This window comes from Kribbella sp. WER1, assembly GCF_054189145.1.
Genome location: NZ_CM135186.1, coordinates 5,016,711 through 5,039,117 on the forward strand (window position 1 = coordinate 5,016,711; position 22,407 = coordinate 5,039,117).

Consider the following 22,407-nt stretch of genomic DNA (forward strand, 5'->3'; position numbering starts at 1 on the left):
TACATCCATCGGCACCGGCCGGTGGCTGAACGAGAACACTGGAGGCTCTCGTGTTGAGATCCACGCTCATCCGTACTGCGATCGCCGGGGTGGCGGTGCTCGGCCTGGCCGGCTGTGGGGGTGGCGGCAACCAGCTCGGCAGCGACAACGCGGGGTCCTCGCCCGCGCCGTCGAAGGTGACCAGCATCACCGTCGGGTCCGCCGACTTCTCCGAGAGCCAGCTGCTGGCGGAGATCTACGGCCAGGCGCTCGCCGCCAAGGGCATCGACGTGAAGAAGAAGCCGAACATCGGCAACCGCGAGACGTACATGGCCGCGATCAAGGACGGGTCCGTCGACCTCGTCCCGGAGTACACCGGCGCCGCGCTGGCGTACTTCGACAAGAACTCCACCGAGACCGACCCGGACAAGGCGTACGACGCGCTGAAGAAGGCGCTGCCGTCCGGGCTGGAGATCCTGGAGAAGTCGCCGGCCGCCGACGAGGACACCATCGTGGTGACCAAGGCGACCGCGGACAAGTACAACCTGAAGTCGATCGGTGACCTGAAGGGCAAGAACCTGGTCGCCGGCGGCAGCTCCGAGTTCAAGGTGCGGACTGCCGGGCTGAAGGGCATGAAGGAGAAGTACGACGTCGACTTCAGCGACTACAAGACGCTGGACGCCGGCGGTCCGCTGAGCATCAAGGCGCTGGAGGACAACACCATCCAGGTGACCGACCTGTTCACCACCCAGTCGGTGATCAAGGACAAGGGCTGGGTCCAGCTGGAGGACCCGGAGCACATCCTGCCGCCGAACAACATCGTTCCGCTGATCCGGACCGACCACAAGTCCGACGAGGTCGCCGCCACGCTGAACGCGGTCGACGCCAAGCTCACCACCGACGACCTGACCGCCCTGGTCAAGCGCATCGACGTCGGCAAGGAAAGCGCGGACGCGGTCGCCAAGGACTGGCTGTCGAAGAACCCACTGTCTTGAGCTTCGAATCCCTGTGGGCGGACCAGTCCGCCATCGGCCGCGACCCGGAAACAGGCGGGTACACCCGCGGCGGCTGGTCCCCGACCGAACGCGAAGCAACCCACTGGTTCCTCGACCAGTGCGCCACCCGCAACCTGTCCGTCGAATCCGACAGCATCGGCAACCTCATCGCCTGGTGGGAACCGCGCGGAAAGCCGGCCGACCGGCCGGCTCCCCGCGTGGGCGGGTTCGGTGCAGACGACCTGTCCGGTGCACCCTCCACAACCCCGCCCGGGTACCCGGCGGGCGGGTTCGGTGCGGACCAGCGGTCCGGTGCATCCTCCACAACCCCGGTCGGGGAGCCGGCCGGAGGGCCGGCTGTCCGGCCGGGCGTCGTGACCGGGAGTCATCTCGACTCGGTGATCAACGGTGGGGCTTTTGATGGGCCCTTGGGTGTGGTTTCCGCTCTGGCGGCTGTGGACAAGTTGCGGGCGGAGGGGTTCGAGCCGGGGGTACCGATCGGGATCGGGGCCTTCGTGGAGGAAGAAGGGTCGCGGTTCGGGATGCCCTGTCTGGGGTCCCGGGTCGCGGCTGGGGTGTTGTCCGCCGAGAAGGCGCTGCAGTTGAAGGACCGTGCGGGTGTCGGGCTCGCGGAGGCGCTGGAGAAGGCCGGGCTGGACCCAGCCGGTCTGGGGCCTTCGCCGCTGCTGAAACGGATGGGAACATTCGTAGAACTGCATGTGGAACAAGGCCGCGGACTGACCGCACCGGTAGGCGTGGCGAGCTCGATCTGGCCGCATGGGCGGTACCGGTTCACGTTCGGTGGTGAGGCCAACCACGCCGGTACGACGCTCATGGAGGACCGGCACGACCCGATGCTGACGTACGCGATGACCGCCCTCGCCGCGAACAAACAGGCCCGTCTCGCCGGCGCCCGCGCGACCTTCGGCCGGGTGTCCGTCGAGCCGAACGGCACCAACGCCGTACCGTCCCAGGTGACCGCCTGGCTGGACGCCCGCGCCGCCGACACCGCCACCCTCGAATCGTTGCTCGCAGCAATCACCAGGCAAGCGACCGAACGCGCCGAGCGCGACGGCACCACCATCGTGGTCACCCCCGAGTCCGTCTCGCCGATCGTCGACTTCCCGGCCGGCCTGCGCGACCGTCTGGTCGGCGTCCTCGACGGCGCCCCGGTGCTGCCGACCGGCGCCGGTCACGACGCGGGTGTGTTCTCGGACGCCGGCATCCCGACCGCGATGCTGTTCGTCCGCAACCCGACCGGCGTCTCCCATTCACCCGCGGAGTACGCCGAGATGGACGACTGTCTCGCCGGCGTCGACGCGCTGGCCGCCGTACTGAAGGATCTCGCGAAGTGACGTTCTGGTGCGAAACCGCACTGCTCCCGAGCGGGCTTGCCTCGCGGGTCCTGCTCACGGTCGTCGACGGGCGGTTCACCGCGGTCGAACCGGACACCGACCCGGGCGCCGCGACGATCCTGCGCGGATTGGTGATCCCCGGCCTCGCGAACTGCCACAGCCACGCGTTCCACCGCGCGCTCCGCGGCCGGACGCAGACCGAGCGCGGCACGTTCTGGACCTGGCGCGAGCAGATGTACGCCGTCGCCGCCGCGCTCACCCCCGACTCGTACTACGACCTCGCGAAGGCCGTGTACGCCGAGATGCTGCTCGCCGGGATCACCGCGGTCGGCGAGTTCCACTACCTGCACCACGCCCCCGGCGGCCGTCGGTACGACGACCCGAACGCGATGGGCGCCGCCCTGATCGCGGCCGCCCGCGACGCCGGGATCCGGATCGCGCTGCTCGACACCTGTTACGTTGCCGGCGGCATCGACCAGCCGCTGAACGACGTACAGCAGCGGTTCAGCGACGGCGACGCGACCGGCTGGGCCTCCCGGGTCGGGCGGTTGAGCGGGGCCGACGACGTGGTGATCGGCGCGGCGGCGCATTCGATCCGTGGCGTCCCGCAGGAGCAGCTCGGCGCGGTCGCGTCGGCGTTCCCGGACGTACCGCTGCACATCCACCTGTCCGAGCAGGTCGCCGAGAACGAGGCGAGCCTCGCGGCGTACGGGCGGACGCCGACGCAGGTCCTCGACGAGGCGGGTTTCCTGAGCGGCCGGACGAGCGCCGTCCACGCGACCCACCTGACCTCGGTCGACATCGGCCTGCTCGGGAGCTCCGCGACGTACTCCTGCTTCTGCCCGACCACCGAGCGCGACCTCGCCGACGGCATCGGCCCGTCGGTGCAGCTCCGCGACGCGGGCTCCCCCTTGACGCTCGGCTCCGACAGCCACGCGGTCATCGACCTGTTCGAGGAGATGCGCGCGGTCGAGCTGAACGAACGCCTGGCTACCCAGGAACGCGGCCACTGGTCCGCGCCGGAGCTCCTGAAGGCCGCCACCGTCGACGGCCACCGCTCGATCGGCTTCCCCGACGCCGGAGCGATCGAGGTGGGCGCCCGAGCCGACCTGGTCGCCGTCCGCCTGGATACCGTCCGCACCGCCGGCACCGGTGGAACCTTGGAAACCGCCGTGTTCGCCGCCTCCGCCTCGGACGTTTCCGATGTAGTTGTTTCAGGCAATCACCTGGTTGCTAGCGGCAAGCACATTCGCATGGATGTCGCGGCCGAGCTGGCAACCTCGATCGAGGCGGTGACCCGATGACCTCGCTCCTGCTCACCGGCATCAACTCCCTGGTGACCAACGACCCCACCCACGGCGGCCTGCTCGGCGAACTCCACGACGCCGCCCTGGTCATCGACGGCAGCAAGATCGCCTGGGTCGGCCAACGCCAGCACGCCCCGGCCGCCGACGCCGCCACCGACCTCGGCGGCCGCGCGGTGATCCCCGGCTTCGTCGACTCCCATTCGCATCTCGTCTTCGCCGGCGACCGCGCCGAGGAGTTCGCGGCCCGCATGACGGGTACGCCGTACTCCGCCGGCGGCATCCGCACCACCGTCGCCGCCACTCGGGCCGCGTCCGACGAACAGCTGACCGCGAACGTCTCCCGCCTGGTCACCGAGATGCGCCGGCAGGGCACCACGACGGTCGAGATCAAGTCCGGCTACGGCCTCACCGTCGCCGACGAGGCGCGGGCGCTGCGGATCGCGGGCCAGTTCACCGACGAGACGACGTACCTCGGCGCGCACGTGGTCCCGGCCGACCAGGACCCCGCCGCGTACGTCGACCTGGTCACCGGCCCGATGCTCGACGCCGCCGCGCAGTACGCGAAGTGGATCGACGTGTTCGTCGAACGCGGCGCGTTCGACGCGGACCAGGCCCGCACGATCCTCCAGGCCGGCATCGCCCGCGGCCTCCAGCCCCGCATTCACGCGAACCAGTTGGGCGAGGGCCCCGGCGTACAACTCGCCGCCGAGGTCGGCGCCGCCTCCGCCGACCACTGCACGTACCTCACCGCCGCCGACGTCGACGCCCTCGCCTCCAGCGGCGTCGTCGCCGGCCTGCTCCCCGCGATCGAGTTCTCCACCAGATCGCCGTACCCCGACGCCCGCCGTCTCCTCGACGCCGGCGTCACCATCGCCCTCGCCACCGACTGCAACCCAGGCTCCGGCTACTCCTCCTCCATGCCCTTTTGCATCGCCCTGGCCGTCCGCGAAATGCACATGACCCCGGCCGAGGCCCTCTGGTCCGCCACCGCCGGCGGCGCCACCTCCCTCCGCCGCGCCGACCTGGGCCACCTGACCCCCAACGCCCCCGCCAACCTCGCCGTCCTCGACGCCCCCACCTACCTCCACCTCGCCTACCGCCCCGCGGTACCGCTCGTCAGCCGCACCCTCGTTGGTGGACGCGAGGTGTAGGTCGGACCGCCAGGCCATCACAACGGCGCCGATCCGGCCACTCTGAGCGTGACCGCGCGCGATTCCGTCACATTGTGATGGCCTGGGGATCCGGCAATCGCCGCGCGGATTGCCTCGAGCACCCACTCCGGGTCGAACATCACGTCCTCCCAGGAGAATCGCAGGAGCCGCCAGCCGCGGATCGTGAGACCGACGTGCCTGCGGCAGTCGCGGGCTAGGGCGGCGCGGGTCCCGTGGTAGGCGAAGCTGTCGGCCTCGATGGCGATCATCAGCACCGGATCGGCGAGGTCGATCCGCGCGGAGAACTGCTCGTCCCGGACAACCACCTGTGGCTCGAAGCCGCCGATGCCGGCCTCGATCAGGATCGCCCGGAGTGCCGACTCGAGTGGCGACTCGGCTCGTCCGTCCGCGGCCGCCGCGATCCGCCTCGCCCGCCGGGAGCCAGGTCCGCTCAGCCCGGCGGCGGCAACCATGAGCTGGGAACGATCCAGCGCCCGTCCGCGGAGCGCCGAATCGGCGACGGTAAGACCCGCTGCGAACGGCAGGGTTCGTGCACAGTCCAGGACCGTCTGGAGCTTGCTCGTACACACGCCGTCGGACGACACCTCGTCGGCCCAGTGCAGCTCGCAGCCCACCGGGCTCAGCCGCCGGTGTTGCCCGCGCGGGACGGTGACCTGCGGCTTGCCGGGCAGTTCCAGTACGCCGAAGCCGTGCAGTACGGCGGCGCTCGAGTGCGACACGACTCCACCCTGGGCACGTGCGGCCACGACGGGGTCGGGCGCGTTGGGCAGCGCGTAAACGCCCTTGGCGATCCGCCGGATTGATCCGTCGGTCAGGGCTGCGCGGATCGCCCGACCGGTGACCACGGCGCGTAGTTGCCCGTACGTCGCCGTGCCTTCCCGTCGGAGCAGCACGTCGACGACCTCGGGCATGGGCTTCATGGTGGCGCATCAGGCCGGACTTGCGACGACCGTTGTCCACAGGGACCGCCAGGCCATCACAACCGCCGAGCCGCCTTCCTTCGCACGCTTGAACACTCGACGGCGGCGCGATTGTGATGGCCTGGCGGTCCCTGTGGACACGAGGGCCCTGGGCTGGGGCCGAGGGGATGGTGAGGTGGCCGGTTGGGTCCTGGTGCGGGGCTAGGCCTGGGTGGCGGGTCAGGGCGGGGAGGCCGCCGACCAGCAGGAGGATTGCGGTCGGGACGAGGAACCTGACGCGCACGCCGGCGCTGGCGAGGATGCTCAGGAGCAGGCAGATCGCGGCGGCGGTGCCGAGGATGCCTCTGAGGATGGTGCGGCTGTTGCCGGTGGATGCGGCGATCGCGGTGCTCGGCGGTAGCGGGTCGGGTGGTCAGAGTTCTTTGGAGAGGAGGGGGGTTGTGGTGCCGTTGGCGAGGGTTTGGTGGCCGACCTCGTGGTAGCCGCGGGTGGTGTGGAAGGTGAAGGCGGGGGTACTGGGCGGTACGGCGGCGACGGTGCGGTCGAAGGGGTGGGCGGAGCGTTCGATGGCTCGGTAGACCTTGGAGGCGAGGCCTTGGCGGCGGTCGTCGGGGGCGATCACGATGCGCTCGATGTAGAGGAAGCGGTCGGCGTACGTCCGGGTGAACGCGGCGTACGCGAGGCCGTCGTACGCCGAGCCGGGGGTGAAAGTGAGGACGAAGCCGGCCGGGCGGCCGTCGAGGTCGACGACGGCGGCGTGGGCGGCGATCAGCCGGAGCCAGTCGAGGCGGTCGGCGTTGAGGGGCTCGACCAGGCCTTCGGCGGTGGCGTTCAGCGCGACGACCGCGGCGGCGTCGGCGGCGGTCATCGGGCGCAGTTTCACAGTGATCAGGATCGCACGGTAAACGTTTTCTCCGGGAGGGGTCTCCCTGGTCGCACCCTGGCCCGGACCCCGAAATCGGGGGCCGCCCTTGGGAATGACCTGGCCCATGTGCAATGTTGAGTCCAGTGAACTCAAGTTTGTTGCGTCACGGATTTGAACCGAGGCGGACGAACGGGCAACATTGAGTCTGCATCACTCAACTTCGTGGAGGTAAAGAATGGCCCGCGCGGTCGGAATCGATCTCGGTACGACGAACTCCGTCATCGCCGTACTGGAAGGTGGCGAGCCCACCGTCATCCCCAACGCCGAGGGTGCGCGCACGACGCCCTCGGTGGTGGCCTTCGCCAAGAACGGCGAGGTCCTGGTCGGCGAGGTGGCGAAGCGCCAGGCCACCACGAACGTCGACCGCACCATCCGCTCGGTGAAGCGGCACATGGGTGAGAACTGGTCCGTCGACATCGACGGCAAGAAGTTCACCCCGCAGCAGATCAGCGCGTTCGTGCTGCAGAAGCTGAAGCGGGACGCCGAGGCGTACCTCGGGGAGCAGGTCACGGACGCGGTCATCACCGTGCCGGCCTACTTCTCCGACGCGCAGCGCCAGGCGACCAAGGAGGCCGGCGAGATCGCGGGCCTGAAGGTGCACCGGATCGTCAACGAGCCGACCGCGGCCGCGCTCGCGTACGGCCTGGACAAGGGCACCGAGCAGACCATCCTGGTCTTCGACCTCGGTGGCGGTACCTTCGACGTCTCCCTGCTGGAGATCGGCGACGGTGTCTTCGAGGTGAAGGCGACCAGCGGCGACAACCACCTCGGTGGTGACGACTGGGACAACCGGATCGTCCAGTGGCTGGTGACCCAGTTCAAGAACAAGAACGGCACCGACCTGTCCGGCGACAAGATGGCCATGCAGCGGCTGAACGAGGCCGCCGAGAAGGCCAAGATCGAGCTGTCCAGTGCGGCCGAGACCACCATCCACCTGCCGTACCTGAGCCTCACCGACGCGGGTCCGCTGCACCTGGAGGAGAAGCTCTCCCGCGCCGAGTTCCAGAAGATGTCCAACGACCTGCTGGAGCGCGCCCGCGCCCCGTTCAAGGCCGTCATCAAGGACGCCGGCATCGACGTCAGCAAGATCGACCACGTGATCCTGGTCGGCGGCTCCACCCGGATGCCGGCCGTGGCGGACCTGGTCAAGGAGCTGACCGGTGGCAAGGACCCGAACAAGGGCGTGAACCCGGACGAGGTCGTCGCGGTCGGCGCCTCCCTGCAGGCCGGTGTGCTGAAGGGTGAGGTCAAGGACGTCCTGCTGCTCGACGTGACCCCGCTGAGCCTCGGCATCGAGACCAAGGGCGGCGTGTTCACCAAGATCATCGAGCGCAACACCACGATCCCGACCAAGGGCTCGGAGATCTTCACCACGGCCGAGGACAACCAGCCGTCGGTGATGATCCAGGTGTACCAGGGCGAGCGCGAGATGGCCCGCGACAACAAGTCGCTCGGCAACTTCGAGCTGACCGGCCTGCCGCCGGCGCCGCGGAACGTGCCGCAGATCGAGGTCACCTTCGACATCGACGCGAACGGCATCGTGCACGTGAACGCCAAGGACCTGGCCACCGGCAAGGAGCAGCGGATGACGGTGACCGGTGGCTCCGCGCTGCCGAAGACCGACATCGACCAGATGGTCCGCGACGCCGAGCAGTACGCCGAGGAGGACCGCAAGCGCCGCGAGGCCGTGGAGAACCGCAACCAGGCGGAGTCGCTGGTCTACCAGACCGAGAAGTTCCTGCAGGAGAACGAGGACAAGGTTCCGGACGACGTCAAGACCGAGGTCAAGGACGGCGTCGCCGAGCTGAAGAAGGCCCTCGAGGGTGACGACGCCGACGCGGTCAAGGCCGCCTCGGAGAAGCTCGCCCAGTCCAGCCAGAAGATGGGTGCCGCGATGTACGCGAACGCCCAGGCAGCGGGCGGACAGGCCGACGACAGCGCCACCTCCTCCGAGGACGCGAGCTCGAGCACCGGCAACGACGACGACGTCGTGGACGCCGAGATCGTGGACGAGGACCGGCCGCAGGACAAGACGGAGGACAAGTGACGGATCGACCGACCGGCAGCGAGTTCGGTGACGGCGAGCCCGTCGTCCGCGACAAACGCCGGATCGACCCGGAGACCGGCAAGCTGCGGGAGCCCTCGGACGGGGGCCCCGCGGCCGGCGGGCCGGGCGGCCAGCCGCCGCGGGACCCGTCGGACCTGACCGGTCCGTCCGCCCAGGAGGCCCTGTTGACCGAGGCGCTCGCGGAGCGTACGGCGGACCTGCAGCGACTGCAGGCCGAGTACGTGAACTACAAGCGCCGGGTGGACCGGGACCGCGAGGCGGCCCGGGAGCTGGTGGTCGGCACGGTCCTCACCGAACTGCTCGGGATCCTGGACGACATCGGCCGGGCCCGCGAGGCCGGCGAGCTGGAGGGCGCGTTCAAGGCGGTCTCCGAGTCGCTGGAGCGGGTCACCGAGAAGCTCGGCCTGGTGAAGTTCGGCGAGAAGGGTGACTCCTTCGACCCGCGGATCCACGAGGCCCTGCTGCACAACTATTCCGACGACGTCGACGGCCCGACCGCGACGATGATCATGCAACCGGGCTACCGGCTCGGCGAGCGGATCCTGCGGGCGGCCCGGGTGGCCGTCTCGGAGCCGACCGAGCAACTGCCGGCCGACGCCGCCAAGGCCGACGTACCGGTGGAGAACACAGATGAAGACGCGGACGGTTCCGCGGAGTAACAGCGGCCACGACGGGAGGGGAGGCGCCGGATGAGCACGAAGGACTGGATCGAGAAGGACTTCTACAAGGTTCTCGGCGTCTCCAAGACCGCCGAGCCCGACGAGATCAAGAAGGCCTACCGGAAGCTGGCGCGCCAGTACCACCCGGACTCCAACGCCGGTGACACCAAGGCGGAGGCCAAGTTCAAGGAGGTCTCCGAGGCGTACGACGTCGTCGGGGACGCGAAGAAGCGCAAGGAGTACGACGAGGCGCGCCGGCTGTTCGGCAGCGGCGGCTTCCGGATGCCGGGCGGCAGCAGCGGCCAGGGCGGCGGCGGGTTCAACTTCGACGTCGGCGACCTGTTCAACCGCAGCGGCGGCAACAGCGCCGGCGGCGGGCTCGGCGACATCCTGGGCGGCATGTTCGGTGGTGGTGGCCGGACCACGACCACCACGACAGCCCGTCCGCGGCGCGGCCAGGACATCGAGACCGAGGCGACGATCGAGTTCGCCGAGGCCGTGAACGGTGTCACGGTCGGGCTCCGGATGACCAGCGACGAGCCGTGCCCGACCTGCCGGGGGACCGGCGCGAAGTACGGCACGGTGCCGAAGGTCTGCCTGAAGTGCGAGGGCACGGGCATGCAGACCTCGGTCCAGGGTGGCGTGTTCGCGATGACCGAGCCGTGCACCGAGTGCAAGGGCCGGGGCCTGGTCGTCGACCAGCCGTGCGAGACCTGCCACGGTTCCGGCCGCGGCCAGTCGAGCAAGACCATGCAGGTCCGCATCCCGGCGGGCGTGCAGGACGGTCAGCGGATCCGGCTGAAGGGCAAGGGCGCGGCCGGCGAGCGCGGCGGACCGGCGGGCGACCTGTACGTCACCGTGCACGTCAAGGGGCACCGGATCTTCGGCCGCCAGGGTGAGCACCTGACCCTGAACGTCCCGGTGAGCTTCACCGAGGCGGCGCTCGGCGCGGAGATCAAGGTCCCGACCCTGGACGGCCTGCCCGTCACGGTCAGGATCCCGGCCGGTACTGCGAACGGCAGCAAGCTGCGCGTCCGCGGTAAGGGTTCGGTGCGCCGGGACGGGACGAAGGGCGACCTGCTGCTCACCCTCGAGGTGCAGGTGCCGCACGAGTTGACCGACGAGCAGAAGGAAAAGCTGCAGGAGTTCAACTCTGCGTCTGACCATCCTGATCTGCGGGCCGGGTTGTTCGGGAGCTCGTGATGGCCTCAGGAGCAAGCACGAGGCCGTTCAGCCAGGTGCCGACCTGGGACGACCGCACCCCGATCTACGTGATCTCGGTGGCGGCCCAGCTGGCCGGTATGCATCCGCAGACGTTACGCCAGTACGACCGGCTCGGCCTGGTGGTGCCGAGCCGGGCGTCCGGCCGCGGCCGGCGGTACTCGGCGTACGACGTGGCGAAGCTGAGGTACGTCCAGCACCTCAGTCAGGAAGAAGGCGTCAACCTGGCGGGAATTCGGCACATTCTCGCGCTACAGTCCGAAGTGGAGGACCTGCGCAAGCGGGTCAACCAGCTACTGGCAGAGGTCCAGCGCGGTGTCGGCGTCTCACGACGTTCCGCCGCCAGCCGGGTCTTCTCCGCCGGCCCCGCGGGCGACGTGATCGCCATGGGCCGGCAGCAGACGACCACCCGGTGGATCCGCACCCAGCCTCTGGAACTCGGCTCGCGCTGATCCCCCGCCACAACAAGGCCACCGGAGACGTTCCGAAACCCACCCCTCGGCGTCTCCGGCCTGGTGGAGGTCGTCGTTCCCCCTCGACGCCTCCGCAAGTCGAAGGTGCGCCACCCCCCGGCGCCCTTCGGCCACCGCAGGGTGGTCCCTCAAGGACCGCCCTGCGGTTCTTCAGTTCACCCGCCGTTCCTGTTGCGTACGGCGACCGACCGCATACCCTGGCCAGGTGACGCTGAAGCTGGAGACGGACCGGCTCGTGATCCGGGACTGGGAGGCTGGTTCGGATCAGAAGGATGGCGACGCCGACGCCGCGCTGGAGATCTACGGCTCCGCCGACGTGGCGCCCTGGTTGTCGCCCGCCATCGACAAGGTGCCGGATGTCACAACCATGCGTTTGATCCTGCAGTCCTGGATCGAGGCGCAGCCGAACTTCGTGGTCCCGGCCGGCCGCTGGGCGGTTGCCCGGAAGGACGACGGTGAGGTCGTCGGCGCGCTGCTGATCCGGTTGCTCCCGCCGTACGAGGAGGATCTGGAGATCGGCTGGCAGCTCCGGCCGAGCGCCTGGGGGCACGGGTACGCGACCGAGGCGAGCCGCGGGCTGATGCGCTGGGCGTTCGCCGGCGGCGAGGTCGACGAGCTGTTCGCGGTCGCCCGGCCGAACAACAAGCGCGCGATCGCGACCGCGAAGCGGCTCGGCATGGAGTGGGTCGGCGAGACCGACAAGTACTACGACCTGAACCTCCAGGTGTACCGGATCCGCGCGTCCGAGTTCCGCGCCTGAGCGATCAGCCCGACGGCGCAGAGCAGGTACGCGTTCGCGATCACCGTCTGTACGGCGCCGTAGTGGAACTCCTGGTCGTGCGCGAACGGGAGTCCGGTCACGAACACCGACGTCAGTACGACGGAGCTGATCAACGCGGTCCAGGTGATCGTCGCCGGCGATGGGCTGCTCGCCCATCGGTGACCCGGCGGCTGATCGACCGCTTCACTGAGAACCACGTCACCCCCGATCCGGCCTGGTGACCGCCGGCGGCGGTTAGAGCCGCGGGGGACGGCGTCGCCACCCCCCGCGGGTGCTCGCCTACTTCAGGCCGTAGGCCTTGGTGATCTGCTGGTTCACGGTGTTACCGGCCGCGTCCTGGGCGGTGAGTCGGAGCGAAGGGGACTGGCCGGCTGTTGAGGATAGGTGGGTGATGGTTGCCGTGTACGTCCCGTCCCCGGTCCTGTGCAGCGGTACCGGCGTCCAGGCGGACCCGTCGTACGACAGCTCGAGGGTCGCATCGGTGAAGCGGCTCGCCGTCGAGCCGGCCTGATGCCGGAGGCTGAGGGCCAGCGGTACCGGTTGCCCGGTCGGGACCCGGCCGAGCCAGTCGGCCGTGGGGAGATCGATGCCCGGGGTGATGATGGGCATGACCTCGTCCTTGCCGCCCTTCGAGGTCCAGGTCCAGGTCGACTTCACCGTCGGCGAGAACTTCCAGAAGGCGACGTCCCGTACGGCGGTCACGGTCGCCTTGAACCGCGCCGCGTCGTCCGGTATCTCGGCCCAGAGGGCGGTGTCGTCGGCGGATCCGATCTCCTTGCCGTTGCGCTCCACGACCACCTTCGAGCCGTCGTTGGACACCGCGCCGCTGAACTCCTGCTCATGCAGGTACGGGCTCACCTGGAAGTTGAAGTAGTCCCCGACCCAGCCGACGTGTCCACCGTCCAAGTACTCGCCGTTCTGGATCCCGCTGGTCAGCACCGGCGCCATCCAGCGTTCGGTCACCCGCTCGCCGGCGCGATAGGTCCGCGGCAGGGACACCGCGGACTGGACCGGCCCGGCCGCGTTGTTGTAGAACACGTCGCTGCCCCAGGCGGTCGAGTTCGCCTGGACGTACGACGTACGCGTCGACGGGACCGGGAAGGTTCGCAGGTAGTAGTTGCCGAGCGTGGTGCCGCCGGGCGTGGTCCCCGTGCGCTCCTCGGAGGTCTCCGTGCCGGTGACGTCGGCACCGAACGTCTCGCGGACGGTCGCGAGCTGTGCGGGTGTCACCACCGACCGGGTCTTCGCGGGGATCTGCCCCTGGGTGGACTCCATCAGGTCGTACACGTACGGAGTGTTGGCGATGCCAACGACATCGACGGGCTGTGCCTGCCCGATCAGCGTCTGCGCGGTCGCGCGGCTGATCCGCAGTGCCGGAATCGTCACCTTCTCCGTGCCCAGGTAGACCCAGAATCCGCTGAGTCCCTCGACTCCGGGCCGATCCGGGTTGTACATCATGGCGGCGGCTGCACCCGCGTCCTGAGCTGCCTTGACCAGATCGCCGATCGGGCGCTCGTCGGAGTCCTTCCACGCGAGCAGAGCGAGCTTTCCGCGTACTCCGGTGAGCTCGCCGGGCTGCGCCGTACCGCCGTCGACCGGCACCAGCCGCTTGGTCCCGGTGAATCGCGGTCCGCCGAGCAGATCGCGTACCTCGAGCTCGGCTCCAGCGGCCCGAGCTCGGTACGGCGGGACCTCCAGGCGGGAGTGCATCGCGAACTCCGACTTGGCCGTCGTCACCGCGCCACCCGGCACGGCCAGCGCGAGCTGCGGATTGCCTGTCGGGGTACTGATCTGGAAGCCCGCACCGAGGGCGCCAGGCACATTGATCAGGTAGGAGACGGAACTGCCGCTCGGCATCAGTTCGTTGTGCCCGAGGGCCGACTGCTCCACCGGCTGCGCCTTCCGGCCGTCGAGCGTGACCGTCTGCGGAGCCGACAGTTGTAGTTCGCCGGTGGAGGCGAGGGTGAAACCACCGATCGTCGTGTCGGTCGCGTCCTGCAGGAACGCGGCCTCGAAGACGTACTTGCCAGGCGGCAGCCGCAACGTCGCTGTTCCGTTCCGAAGCACCAGATCATCCGGAGACTCCTGCGGTTGCGGTCCGTCCAGCCGGGCGCCACTCAGCAGACCGTTCGCAGGCTGTCCGTCCTTGGCGATGCCACGAATGGTGAGGTCGTACAACTCCGGCTCGGTGGACCACCCGAACGCAGTGACAAGCGGATCCGCGCCGGCCGCCGTCGCGGTGATCCGGCCGGAGAACGTTCCGGCGCCGGCGGCCAGGCGGTCCGCGGTCACGGTGACGCTTGCTTCGCTGCCGGCCGGCACGACCAGTTCGTTCGCGCTGAGCTTCGGGGCAGCGGCGGCCGGTTCCATCGTCGCGGCCAGGTTGAGCGTGACCGGCGCGGTGGTCGGATTGTGGTAGGTCAGCGTGCGGGTGACCGTGTCCTCGCTCGGATGCGGCCACTTGAGTGCGCCGAACTCCAGTTTGCCGGCGTCCACGGAGACGCTGGTGTCCGTCGCCTGATCGGCGTCCACTCGGCCGGCGCCCTCCTCGCCGACGGCGGCGCCCTGCGGGTCGGCGGTCGACATCAGACGTGCCTTCAGTTGCCCGGCCTTCCAGTCCGGGTGGGCCTGCTCGATCAGCGCGGCGACCCCGGCGACGTGCGGCGTCGCCATCGAGGTGCCGCTGAGGCTGGTGTAGTGCTCGTCGACGGGCGTCCCCAGATCGGTGCCGGCCGCGCGGGCGGCGACGATGTCGGTGCCGGGCGCGGAGATCTCGGGTTTGAGCACTCCGTCGCGGATCCGCGGTCCGCGGCAGGAGGTCGGATTCAGCGACCCGTCCCTCGTCAGGTTGCCGACCGCAAGTGCCTCGTCGGCCGCCGCGGGCGAGGTGACGTGGGCCGGTGCCGGTCCGGCACAGTTGCCTGCGGCAACCACGAACAGCGTGCCGCTGCTCTGGCTGAGTCGGTTGAGCGCGGCGGAGACCTCGTCGGTGCCGTCGCTCGGGTCGCTGCCGCCCAGGCTCAGGTTGACCACGGCGGCGCCTTGCTGCACGGCCCACTCCATCCCGGCGATGACAGCGGACATGCTCCCGAAGCCGTCGTCGTCGAGCACCTTGCCGTTCAGCAGGGTGGCGTCCGGGGCTACACCCTTGTACTTGCCGCCGGACGCGGCGCCGTCGCCGGCCGCGATGCTTGCGACATGCGTACCGTGGCCGAAGTGGTCGATGGTGTCCTTCGCGTCGGAGAAGTTCGCGCTCGCCCCGATCCGGCCCTGGAAGTCGGGGTGGCCTGTGTCGATGCCCGTGTCCAGGACCGCGATCTTCACACCGTTCCCGGTGAACCCGCGCTGCCAGGCAGCCGGTGCGCCGATCTGCGGCACGCTCCAGTCGGTGCTCGCCCGGACCCGGCGGTCGAGCGTGACGCGCCGGATCGAGGTCGCGACCCGCCCTTTGGGTGCGATCGACGCCCAGAAATCACGGGTCTTCGCCTTGTCCACCACGGCTGCGCGGGCGTCGATGCTGGTGAGCGCGCGGCTGTTCGTCGTGCCGCGGAGCGCGGTCTTCTGGGCACCGGCGTACTCGACGATCACCGGTACGGACCTGGAGTGGGCGTCGTCACGACCGTCGGCGCGGAGCGCAGTGATGTCGAACAAGGACAGGTCGAGCCGGCCGGCCCGTACGTCGGCTGCGGCGGCGGACGGCAGGACGATCGTGTGGCCGCCCGTGTAGCTCGTCACGAAACTGGACGACCGGTCACCGGCCGCAGCGGCGAACCCGACCCGATCCCGCTTCCCGGCCTGGCTCGTGACCGTAACCCGGTCGCCGGTGACCAACGTGAACGTCGCAGTCGTCGGCCGCGCGGCAGCCGGGACGGTGGGCGTGGGTGGTACGGCGGCGGCCGGTGGGGCGGCGGTTGCGAGCGCCAGGGATGCGACCAAGGCGAACGTCTTCCAACGGTGGTTCACAGATCCTCCGGAAGGGAGCGGAAACGTGGTCACCTTGTGTACTGGGTCGGGCGCCCAGGACGTTGCAAGTACTACGACCTGAACCTCCAGGTGTACCGGATCCGCGCGTCCGAGTTCCGCGCCTGAGCGATCAGTCCGACGGCGCAGAGCAGGTACGCGTTCGCGATCACCGTCTGTACGGCGCCGTAGTGGAACTCCTGGTCGTGCGCGAACGGCAGCCACCACGGCAGCCCGGTCACGAACACCCCGGTCAGTACGACGGCCCACGCCGTACGCCAGGAGAGTACGACGGAGCAGCGCGACCAGGCGAGCGCGGCCGCGGGCACGATCCACACCCAGTGGCCGGTCCACGAGATCGGTGACACCAGCAGACCGGTGAGCGCGGTCACCACGACCGCGTCGAAGGGCAGACCGCGCTCCGACAACCGGCGGGCGATCAGCAGTCCGGTGATCCCGACGACGGTTGCTGCGAGCAACCAGAGCGGTACGGCGGGGCCGCCGGCCAGGCGGGCGATCGCGCCGTGCAGCGACTGGTTGCTGATGTAGTGCGCCGGCCCCGGGCGGCTCGGGTCGAACACGTACCTGGTCCAGAAGTCGATCGTTGCCCGCGGCATCACGACGTACCCGAGCAGCAGGGTGCCGGCCGTCGTACCGCTCGCGATCGCGGCCTCGCGGAAGCGCTTGGTGACCAGCAGATACAGGATGAAGATGCCCGGGGTGAGTTTGATGCCGGTGGCAACGCCGATCAGGACGCCGCGGAACCGTGTCCGCCGCCCGGTCAGGTCCAGCATCAGGAGCGCGAGCAGCACGAGGTTGATCTGGCCGAGGCCGAACGTCGACCGCACCGGCTCGAAGGCCAGTCCCGCGAAGGCGGTCCCGATCCCGGCGAGCGGTCCCCAGTGCAGCGCCTTCGCGGTGGTCCGGCCGATCACCAGCAGCGCGGCCGCGGACGCCAGCGTGATCAGTACCCGGGCGAACCCGGCGCCGAGCGCGAACGGCGCGAAAATCAACGCCGCGAACGGCGGATAGGTGAACCCGAGCCCGAGATCGGGGATGTTGTAGTGGTCGTGGCCGTGCACGAACGCGCGGGCGGCGGCGTGGTACACCCGCAGGTCGCCCATGTCCGCGTTCCACGGATGCCAGACCAGCAGGCAGAGAACCGGGAACGTCGTTGCTGCGAGCACCGGAATCGTCCGCCGTCGGACGCGCTCCGGTTCGAGGTCGATCGTCATGTCGTCGACGATTCCGCCGACCGCTGCCCCGGCACATCGCCGCTGAGAGCCAACCCGGATCGCCGCCGCGAGCCACCTCGGCGGCCCGGGAATGCCACTCGAGAGTGACCCGGGTGTCATTCCTGAGAGTGACGGCACGCGGCGCCGTGGCATCGCACAATGGGTGCGTGCAGCGACTGTGGCGATCCCTGTGGCCGGACGTCGCGTTGGCGGTGGCCGGACTGCTCAGCCTGCAGGTGGGTGCCGCCGACAACGGTTCCGCCGCCTGGCCGTACGCCGCGGTGTGGGTCCAGCTGCCGATGATGCTGCTTCCGCTGCTGATCGCCGTACGCCGGATCGAACCCGTCGTCGTACTCCCGGGCCTGGTCGGCGCCGCCTACCTGGCGGGTCTGGTCGGCCAGCCCGACTGGTTCCTGCTGGCCGGGGTGGTTCTCGCCCTCTGGTCGCTGGCCGGTCGCTGTAGCGTGCCGGTTGTACTCGCGGCCGGCGCCTGCTCTGCCGCGCTGCCGTTGCTGCTGAATCAGGTCCGCGGGGTCCTGGTGAATCTCGTCTACTCGCCCGGGGACCCCGACATCGGTCAGCTCCGCACCCACGGCTGGTCGCGGTGGCAGGCGATCTCGGTGATGGTCCTCGCGCTCGTCTTCCTGGTGGCCCGCCGGCGAAGCTGGTCCCACGCCGTCCCAATGGCCACCCGGCTGCGCGACCTGCGCGCCTTCCTTCGCGCTCCAGAGCACGACCGGCAACGCGACGTACTGCTGGCCGTCGCGATCTCAGGTCTGGTGATGGCGCAGGTCGGGCGGGACGTGTTCCACCATGATCTCTGGTGGACCGCGCCCGGTTGGATGCCGTACGTGGTCGCGTACGTCGGCCTGACTTTGGTACTGCGTCGCTTCCCGGTCGTGCCGGTGGTCGCGCTGGCCGCCGCGGCACTGATCGCCAACTGGCAGGCGTCCACGCCGATGCTGACGTTGTACGCCGCGCTCGGGATCGCGCTGTACCGCCTGATCGTCGTACCGGCCGCGAACCGCAGCTTGCGCTGGACGGTACCGACGGCGGTCGGAGTACTGGTCGCGATGCCATTGATCACGTGGCGGATGCGGTACCCGGTGATGGTGCGCATCTTCCCGAAGCTCGAGCACGGCAGCCTCGAACAACGCGCCGACGGGATCCTGCACAACCTGGAATACGAGGCGATCGTCCAGCACCAGTGGCCGATCAGCTTCGCTCTCGCGCTGCTGCTCCCGGTCTGTGCGGGCGTCGCGGTCCGGTTCTACCGGCGGAACGTGCAATCCGCCGAGCGGGAGGCCGAGCTCGAGCGGACCGCCGTCGAGGGCGAGGCCGCCCGGGTGGTGCTGACCGAGCGCTCGTACATCGCGCGGGACCTGCACGACGTGGTCGCGCACGCGGTGAACCTGATGGTGATCCAGGCGGAGACCGGTCCGGACCTGGTACGCCGCGGCGACGACGACGTACTGGCCGGGTTCCAGCGGATCGGGGACGCCGGGCGGCGGGCGTTGAGCGAGTTGGACCGGTTGCTGTCGGCGCTGCGGGACGCGGACGGCGTACCGGATCCGCAGCTGGCGCCGCAGCCCGGGCTGGCCGATCTGTCACAGTTGGTGGCGGACGTGTCGGACGACCACCTGCCGATCGAGCTCGACCTGCAGGGCGATCCGGACGGGCCGCCCGAGGGGCAGCAGGTGGCGGCGTACCGGGTGGTGCAGGAGGCGTTGACGAACGTCGTACGGCACGCGAAAGCGTCGGCGGCGCGGGTGCTGGTGCAGGTCGACGAGACGGGGGTGCGGGTCGAGGTGGCCGACGACGGCAGCGGGTTCGACGTCGAGGCTGCCGCGCGCGGCACCCGGCACGGGCTGGCCGGGATGCGCGAGCGGGTCCGGATCGAGGGCGGCACCCTGGACCTGCGCAGTACGCCGGGATCCGGGACGACCGTCAGCGCCTGGTTCCCGGTGGGCAGCGGCCGGTGAACCCGATCAAGGTGATGGTGGTCGACGATCAGGACCTGGTCCGGGACGGGATCGCGATGATCCTGGACGGGCAGCCGGATATCGAGGTGGTCGCGCAGGCCGCCGACGGTGCTGACGCGGTCCGCCAGGCGGCCGCAATCCTGGACCTGGCCGTCGTCCTGATGGACGTCCGGATGCCGGTGATGGACGGCATCGAGGCCACCCGGCAGCTGGCCGGCGGACCGCGGGTGGTGATCCTGACCACCTTCGACCTGGACGAGTACGTGTACGACGCGCTCCGCGCCGGGGCGAGCGGGTTCCTGCTGAAGCGGTCCTCGCGGGACGAGCTGATCAACGCGGTCCGGGTGATCGCAGCCGGCGACGCGCTGCTGGCACCGCCGGTGACCAGGCGGCTGATCGACCGCTTCGCCGAGAACCACGTCGACCCGGAGCTGGTCGCGAAACTCGACGCGCTGACCGCGCGGGAGCGGGAGATCCTGGTCCTGGTCGCGAAGGGCAACTCGAACGCCGAGATCGCCGCCGAACTGCACCTGACCGAGCACACGGTGAAGACCCACGTCAGCCGGATGCTCTCCAAGACCGGCACCCGGGACCGCGTCCAGGCCGTGATCCTCGCCTACAACGCGGGCTTGGTGACCGCCGGTCGCGGTTGAGAACCCTGGTTCGGCCCTGAGATTTTCCAGAGTTGAGTGGAATGGACTCAAGTTTGGATAGGTTGTATCTGGTAACTGTTGTGTTGCTGGAACGAAAGGCTGGAACTAGATGGACGTTCAGCGGTTGACGACGCTGGCCCGGGAAACCCTGTCGGTCGCGATCCGTCAGACCTCCGCGGCGGGCAACCCGACCGTGGAACCGATTCACCTGCTGTCCGCGCTGCTCGCGCAGCCCGAGGGCACGACGATCGGCCTGCTCGAGGCGGCCGGTGCCGACCTCGACACGGTCCGCCGGAAGACCGCCGAGCAGTTGAGCCGGCTGCCGAAGGCGAGTGGCGGCAGCGTGCAGGCGCCGAGCCTGTCGCCGAAGACCGGCGACGTGCTGAACCAGGCGGAGCAGCGAGCGCTCGGGCTGGGCGATGAATACGTATCCACCGAGCATCTGCTGATCGCGCTGGCGACCGTCGAGGGCGCCGCGCAGAGTGCGCTCGGGGTGACTGCCGACGCGCTGCTGACCGCGTTCGGCGAGATGCGCGGCAACCGGCGGATCACCTCCCCGGAGGCCGAGGGCACCACCAAGACCCTGGAGAAGTACGGCGTCGACCTGACGCAGCGCGCGCAGGACGGCAAGCTCGACCCGGTGATCGGGCGGGACTCCGAGATCCGGCGCGTGGTGCAGGTGCTGTCGCGGCGTACCAAGAACAACCCGGTGCTGATCGGTGAGCCCGGCGTCGGCAAGACCGCCGTCGTCGAGGGGCTCGCCCAGCGGATCATCGCGGGCGACGTACCGGAGTCGCTGCGCGGTCGCCGGCTGATCAGCCTGGACCTCGGCGCGATGGTCGCGGGCGCGAAGTACCGCGGTGAGTTCGAGGAGCGGCTGAAGGCGGTCCTGACCGAGATCAAGGAGTCGGACGGCCAGATCATCACGTTCATCGACGAGCTGCACACGGTCGTCGGCGCCGGCGCGTCCGGCGAGGGCGCGATGGACGCCGGGAACATGCTGAAGCCGATGCTGGCCCGCGGCGAGCTGCGGATGATCGGCGCCACCACGCTGGACGAGTACCGGACCCGGATCGAGAAGGACCCGGCGCTGGAGCGGCGGTTCCAGCAGGTGTTCGTCGGCGAGCCGTCGGTCGAGGACTCGATCGCGATCCTGCGCGGCCTGAAGGAGCGGTACGAGGCGCACCACAAGGTCGCGATCTCGGATTCCGCGCTGGTCGCCGCGGCGACGCTGTCGAACCGGTACATCACCGGCCGGCAGCTGCCGGACAAGGCGATCGACCTGGTCGACGAGGCCGCGTCCCGGCTGCGGATGGAGATCGACTCGTCCCCGGTCGAGATCGACTCGCTGCGCCGTACCGTCGACCGGCTGAAGATGGAGGAGCTCGCGCTGTCCCGCGAGGAGGACGCCTCGTCGCAGGAGCGGCTGGAGCGGCTGCGCGCCGACCTCGCCGACCGCGAGGAGGAGCTGCGGGCGCTCGAGGCCCGCTGGGAGCGGGAGAAATCCGGCCTGAACCGGGTCGGCGAGATCAAGGAGCGGATCGACGAGCTCCGCGGCCAGGCCGAGCGCGCCCAGCGTGACGGCGACCTGGAGACCGCGTCCCGGCTGCTGTACGGCGAGATCCCGCAGCTCAGCAAGGAGCTCGAGGAGGCCGACGCCGAGGAAGAGGTCGCCGAAGGCCCCGAGGCGATGGTGAACGAGGAGGTCGGCCCGACCGAGATCGCCGAGGTGATCGCGATGTGGACCGGCATCCCGACCGGCCGGCTACTCGAGGGCGAGACCGGCAAGCTGCTCCGGATGGAGGACGAGCTCGGCCACCGGCTGATCGGCCAGCGCAAGGCGGTCAAGGCCGTCAGCGACGCGGTCCGCCGGGCGCGCGCGGGCATCTCCGACCCGGACCGGCCGACGGGTTCGTTCCTGTTCCTCGGCCCGACCGGTGTCGGCAAGACCGAGCTGGCGAAGGCGCTCGCGGACTTCCTGTTCGACGACGAGCGGGCGATGGTCCGGATCGACATGTCGGAGTACGGCGAGAAGCACAGCGTCGCGCGGCTGGTCGGCGCCCCGCCCGGCTACGTCGGGTACGAGGAGGGCGGCCAGCTGACCGAGGCGGTCCGCCGGCGTCCGTACTCGGTGATCCTGCTGGACGAGGTGGAGAAGGCGCACCCCGAGGTCTTCGACATCCTGCTGCAGGTGCTCGACGACGGGCGGCTGACCGACGGCCAGGGTCGTACGGTCGACTTCCGGAACGTGATCCTGATCCTGACCAGCAACCTGGGGTCGGCGTACCTGGCCGACGTCACGCTCGACGACAAGCTCAAGCGCGACCAGGTGATGGCGACCGTGCGGCAGTCGTTCAAGCCGGAGTTCATCAACCGGCTGGACGAGATCGTGCTGTTCGACGCGCTCGGCAGCGAGGAGCTGACGCAGATCGTCGGGCTGCAGATCGGCAGCCTGCAGCGGCGGCTCGCCGACCGGCGGATCACGCTGGACGTCGACGAGGGCGCGATGGAGTGGCTGGCGATGACCGGGTACGACCCGGTGTTCGGCGCCCGTCCGCTGCGCCGGCTGGTGCAGTCCGCGATCGGCGACGAACTCGCCCGCGGCCTGCTGAACGGCTCGATCCGCGACGGCGAGACCGTCCGGGTGACGCTCAACGAGTCCAAGGACGCGCTGGACGTGTCCGCGGCCTGAACACCCGCGAAAGGGCCCGGCTTCGGCCGG

17 protein-coding genes are annotated in these 22,407 nt (G+C 69.8%); 12 read left to right on the forward strand and 5 right to left on the reverse strand.

The window, feature by feature from the left end; genetic code table 11:
* Positions 1-50 precede the first annotated feature (50 nt).
* Genes ACXJJ3_RS24300 through hutI form a run of 4 tightly spaced genes read left to right on the forward strand, consistent with a single transcriptional unit; the run spans position 51 to position 4,787 of the window.
* Positions 51-974, forward strand: coding sequence for an ABC transporter substrate-binding protein (locus ACXJJ3_RS24300; protein ID WP_458164141.1), 924 nt, complete (start codon positions 51-53; stop codon positions 972-974).
* Positions 971-2,329 carry an allantoate amidohydrolase gene (locus tag ACXJJ3_RS24305; RefSeq protein ID WP_458164142.1) on the forward strand — a complete coding sequence of 453 codons (1,359 nt, stop codon included), beginning with the start codon at positions 971-973 and terminating at the stop codon, positions 2,327-2,329. Before ACXJJ3_RS24300 ends, ACXJJ3_RS24305 begins: the two co-directional genes overlap by 4 nt.
* Entirely contained in the window at positions 2,326-3,633 is a 1,308-nt protein-coding gene (locus ACXJJ3_RS24310; protein ID WP_458164143.1) for a formimidoylglutamate deiminase, read from the forward strand. Before ACXJJ3_RS24305 ends, ACXJJ3_RS24310 begins: the two co-directional genes overlap by 4 nt.
* Entirely contained in the window at positions 3,630-4,787 is a 1,158-nt protein-coding gene (gene hutI, locus ACXJJ3_RS24315) for an imidazolonepropionase (protein ID WP_458164144.1), read from the forward strand. Before ACXJJ3_RS24310 ends, hutI begins: the two co-directional genes overlap by 4 nt.
* A gap of 17 nt (positions 4,788-4,804) precedes the next feature.
* On the opposite strand, the gene ACXJJ3_RS24320 is transcribed toward hutI, so the two are convergent.
* Positions 4,805-5,719, reverse strand: coding sequence for a DUF559 domain-containing protein (locus ACXJJ3_RS24320; RefSeq protein WP_458164145.1), 915 nt, complete (start codon positions 5,717-5,719; stop codon positions 4,805-4,807).
* Between the two features lie 421 nt (positions 5,720-6,140).
* Positions 6,141-6,611 carry a GNAT family N-acetyltransferase gene (locus ACXJJ3_RS24325; protein ID WP_458164146.1) on the reverse strand — a complete coding sequence of 157 codons (471 nt, stop codon included), beginning with the start codon at positions 6,609-6,611 and terminating at the stop codon, positions 6,141-6,143.
* A gap of 217 nt (positions 6,612-6,828) precedes the next feature.
* On the opposite strand from ACXJJ3_RS24325, the gene dnaK reads away from it, so the two are divergent.
* From dnaK to ACXJJ3_RS24350, 5 genes are all read left to right on the forward strand, one after another.
* The gene (gene dnaK / locus ACXJJ3_RS24330) at positions 6,829-8,700 is read left to right on the forward strand and encodes a molecular chaperone DnaK (RefSeq protein WP_458164147.1); all 1,872 of its coding nucleotides are present in this window, start codon (positions 6,829-6,831) and stop codon (positions 8,698-8,700) included.
* Positions 8,697-9,380, forward strand: coding sequence for a nucleotide exchange factor GrpE (grpE, locus tag ACXJJ3_RS24335; protein WP_458164148.1), 684 nt, complete (start codon positions 8,697-8,699; stop codon positions 9,378-9,380). Before dnaK ends, grpE begins: the two co-directional genes overlap by 4 nt.
* A 30-nt stretch (positions 9,381-9,410) precedes the next feature.
* The gene (gene dnaJ, locus ACXJJ3_RS24340; protein WP_458164149.1) at positions 9,411-10,583 is read left to right on the forward strand and encodes a molecular chaperone DnaJ; all 1,173 of its coding nucleotides are present in this window, start codon (positions 9,411-9,413) and stop codon (positions 10,581-10,583) included.
* A complete protein-coding gene (locus ACXJJ3_RS24345; RefSeq protein WP_458164150.1) occupies positions 10,583-11,053 on the forward strand; it encodes a heat shock protein transcriptional repressor HspR in 471 nt (156 codons plus the stop codon). Before dnaJ ends, ACXJJ3_RS24345 begins: the two co-directional genes overlap by 1 nt.
* A gap of 226 nt (positions 11,054-11,279) precedes the next feature.
* Positions 11,280-11,834 carry a GNAT family N-acetyltransferase gene (locus tag ACXJJ3_RS24350; protein ID WP_458164151.1) on the forward strand — a complete coding sequence of 185 codons (555 nt, stop codon included), beginning with the start codon at positions 11,280-11,282 and terminating at the stop codon, positions 11,832-11,834.
* On the opposite strand, the gene ACXJJ3_RS24355 is transcribed toward ACXJJ3_RS24350, so the two are convergent.
* The 3 genes from ACXJJ3_RS24355 to ACXJJ3_RS24365 all read right to left on the reverse strand — a co-directional run bounded on the left by ACXJJ3_RS24355 (position 11,780) and on the right by ACXJJ3_RS24365 (position 17,050).
* Positions 11,780-12,052, reverse strand: coding sequence for a hypothetical protein (locus ACXJJ3_RS24355; RefSeq protein WP_458164152.1), 273 nt, complete (start codon positions 12,050-12,052; stop codon positions 11,780-11,782). The genes ACXJJ3_RS24350 and ACXJJ3_RS24355 overlap by 55 nt on opposite strands.
* A gap of 82 nt (positions 12,053-12,134) precedes the next feature.
* The gene (locus tag ACXJJ3_RS24360) at positions 12,135-15,818 is read right to left on the reverse strand and encodes a S8 family peptidase (protein ID WP_458164153.1); all 3,684 of its coding nucleotides are present in this window, start codon (positions 15,816-15,818) and stop codon (positions 12,135-12,137) included.
* A 71-nt stretch (positions 15,819-15,889) separates the two neighbouring features.
* On the reverse strand, positions 15,890-17,050 hold the full coding sequence (locus tag ACXJJ3_RS24365; RefSeq protein WP_458164154.1) for a glycosyltransferase 87 family protein: 1,161 nt from the start codon (positions 17,048-17,050) through the stop codon (positions 15,890-15,892).
* Positions 17,051-17,217: 167 nt separating this feature from the next.
* On the opposite strand from ACXJJ3_RS24365, the gene ACXJJ3_RS24370 reads away from it, so the two are divergent.
* The 3 genes from ACXJJ3_RS24370 to clpB all read left to right on the forward strand — a co-directional run bounded on the left by ACXJJ3_RS24370 (position 17,218) and on the right by clpB (position 22,377).
* Positions 17,218-19,032 (forward strand): sensor histidine kinase, encoded by a 1,815-nt coding sequence (locus ACXJJ3_RS24370; RefSeq protein ID WP_458164155.1) that lies wholly within the window; start codon positions 17,218-17,220, stop codon positions 19,030-19,032.
* Positions 19,029-19,685, forward strand: a complete 657-nt coding sequence (locus tag ACXJJ3_RS24375; RefSeq protein ID WP_458164156.1) for a response regulator transcription factor — start codon at positions 19,029-19,031, stop codon at positions 19,683-19,685. Before ACXJJ3_RS24370 ends, ACXJJ3_RS24375 begins: the two co-directional genes overlap by 4 nt.
* Positions 19,686-19,794: 109 nt before the next feature.
* Positions 19,795-22,377 carry an ATP-dependent chaperone ClpB gene (gene clpB, locus ACXJJ3_RS24380; protein WP_458164157.1) on the forward strand — a complete coding sequence of 861 codons (2,583 nt, stop codon included), beginning with the start codon at positions 19,795-19,797 and terminating at the stop codon, positions 22,375-22,377.
* The last annotated feature ends 30 nt before the right edge of the window (positions 22,378-22,407 follow it).

Bases quoted from the DNA above. Each gene is read 5' to 3' on its own strand.
- ACXJJ3_RS24345 (WP_458164150.1), top strand. From the start codon at position 10,583: ATGGCCTCAGGAGCAAGCACGAGGCCGTTCAGCCAGGTGCCGACCTGG.
- hutI (WP_458164144.1), top strand. From the start codon at position 3,630: ATGACCTCGCTCCTGCTCACCGGCATCAACTCCCTGGTGACCAACGAC.
- dnaK (WP_458164147.1), top strand. From the start codon at position 6,829: ATGGCCCGCGCGGTCGGAATCGATCTCGGTACGACGAACTCCGTCATC.
- ACXJJ3_RS24365 (WP_458164154.1), bottom strand. From the start codon at position 17,050: ATGACGATCGACCTCGAACCGGAGCGCGTCCGACGGCGGACGATTCCG.
- ACXJJ3_RS24320 (WP_458164145.1), bottom strand. From the start codon at position 5,719: ATGCCCGAGGTCGTCGACGTGCTGCTCCGACGGGAAGGCACGGCGACG.
- dnaJ (WP_458164149.1), top strand. From the start codon at position 9,411: ATGAGCACGAAGGACTGGATCGAGAAGGACTTCTACAAGGTTCTCGGC.
- clpB (WP_458164157.1), top strand. From the start codon at position 19,795: ATGGACGTTCAGCGGTTGACGACGCTGGCCCGGGAAACCCTGTCGGTC.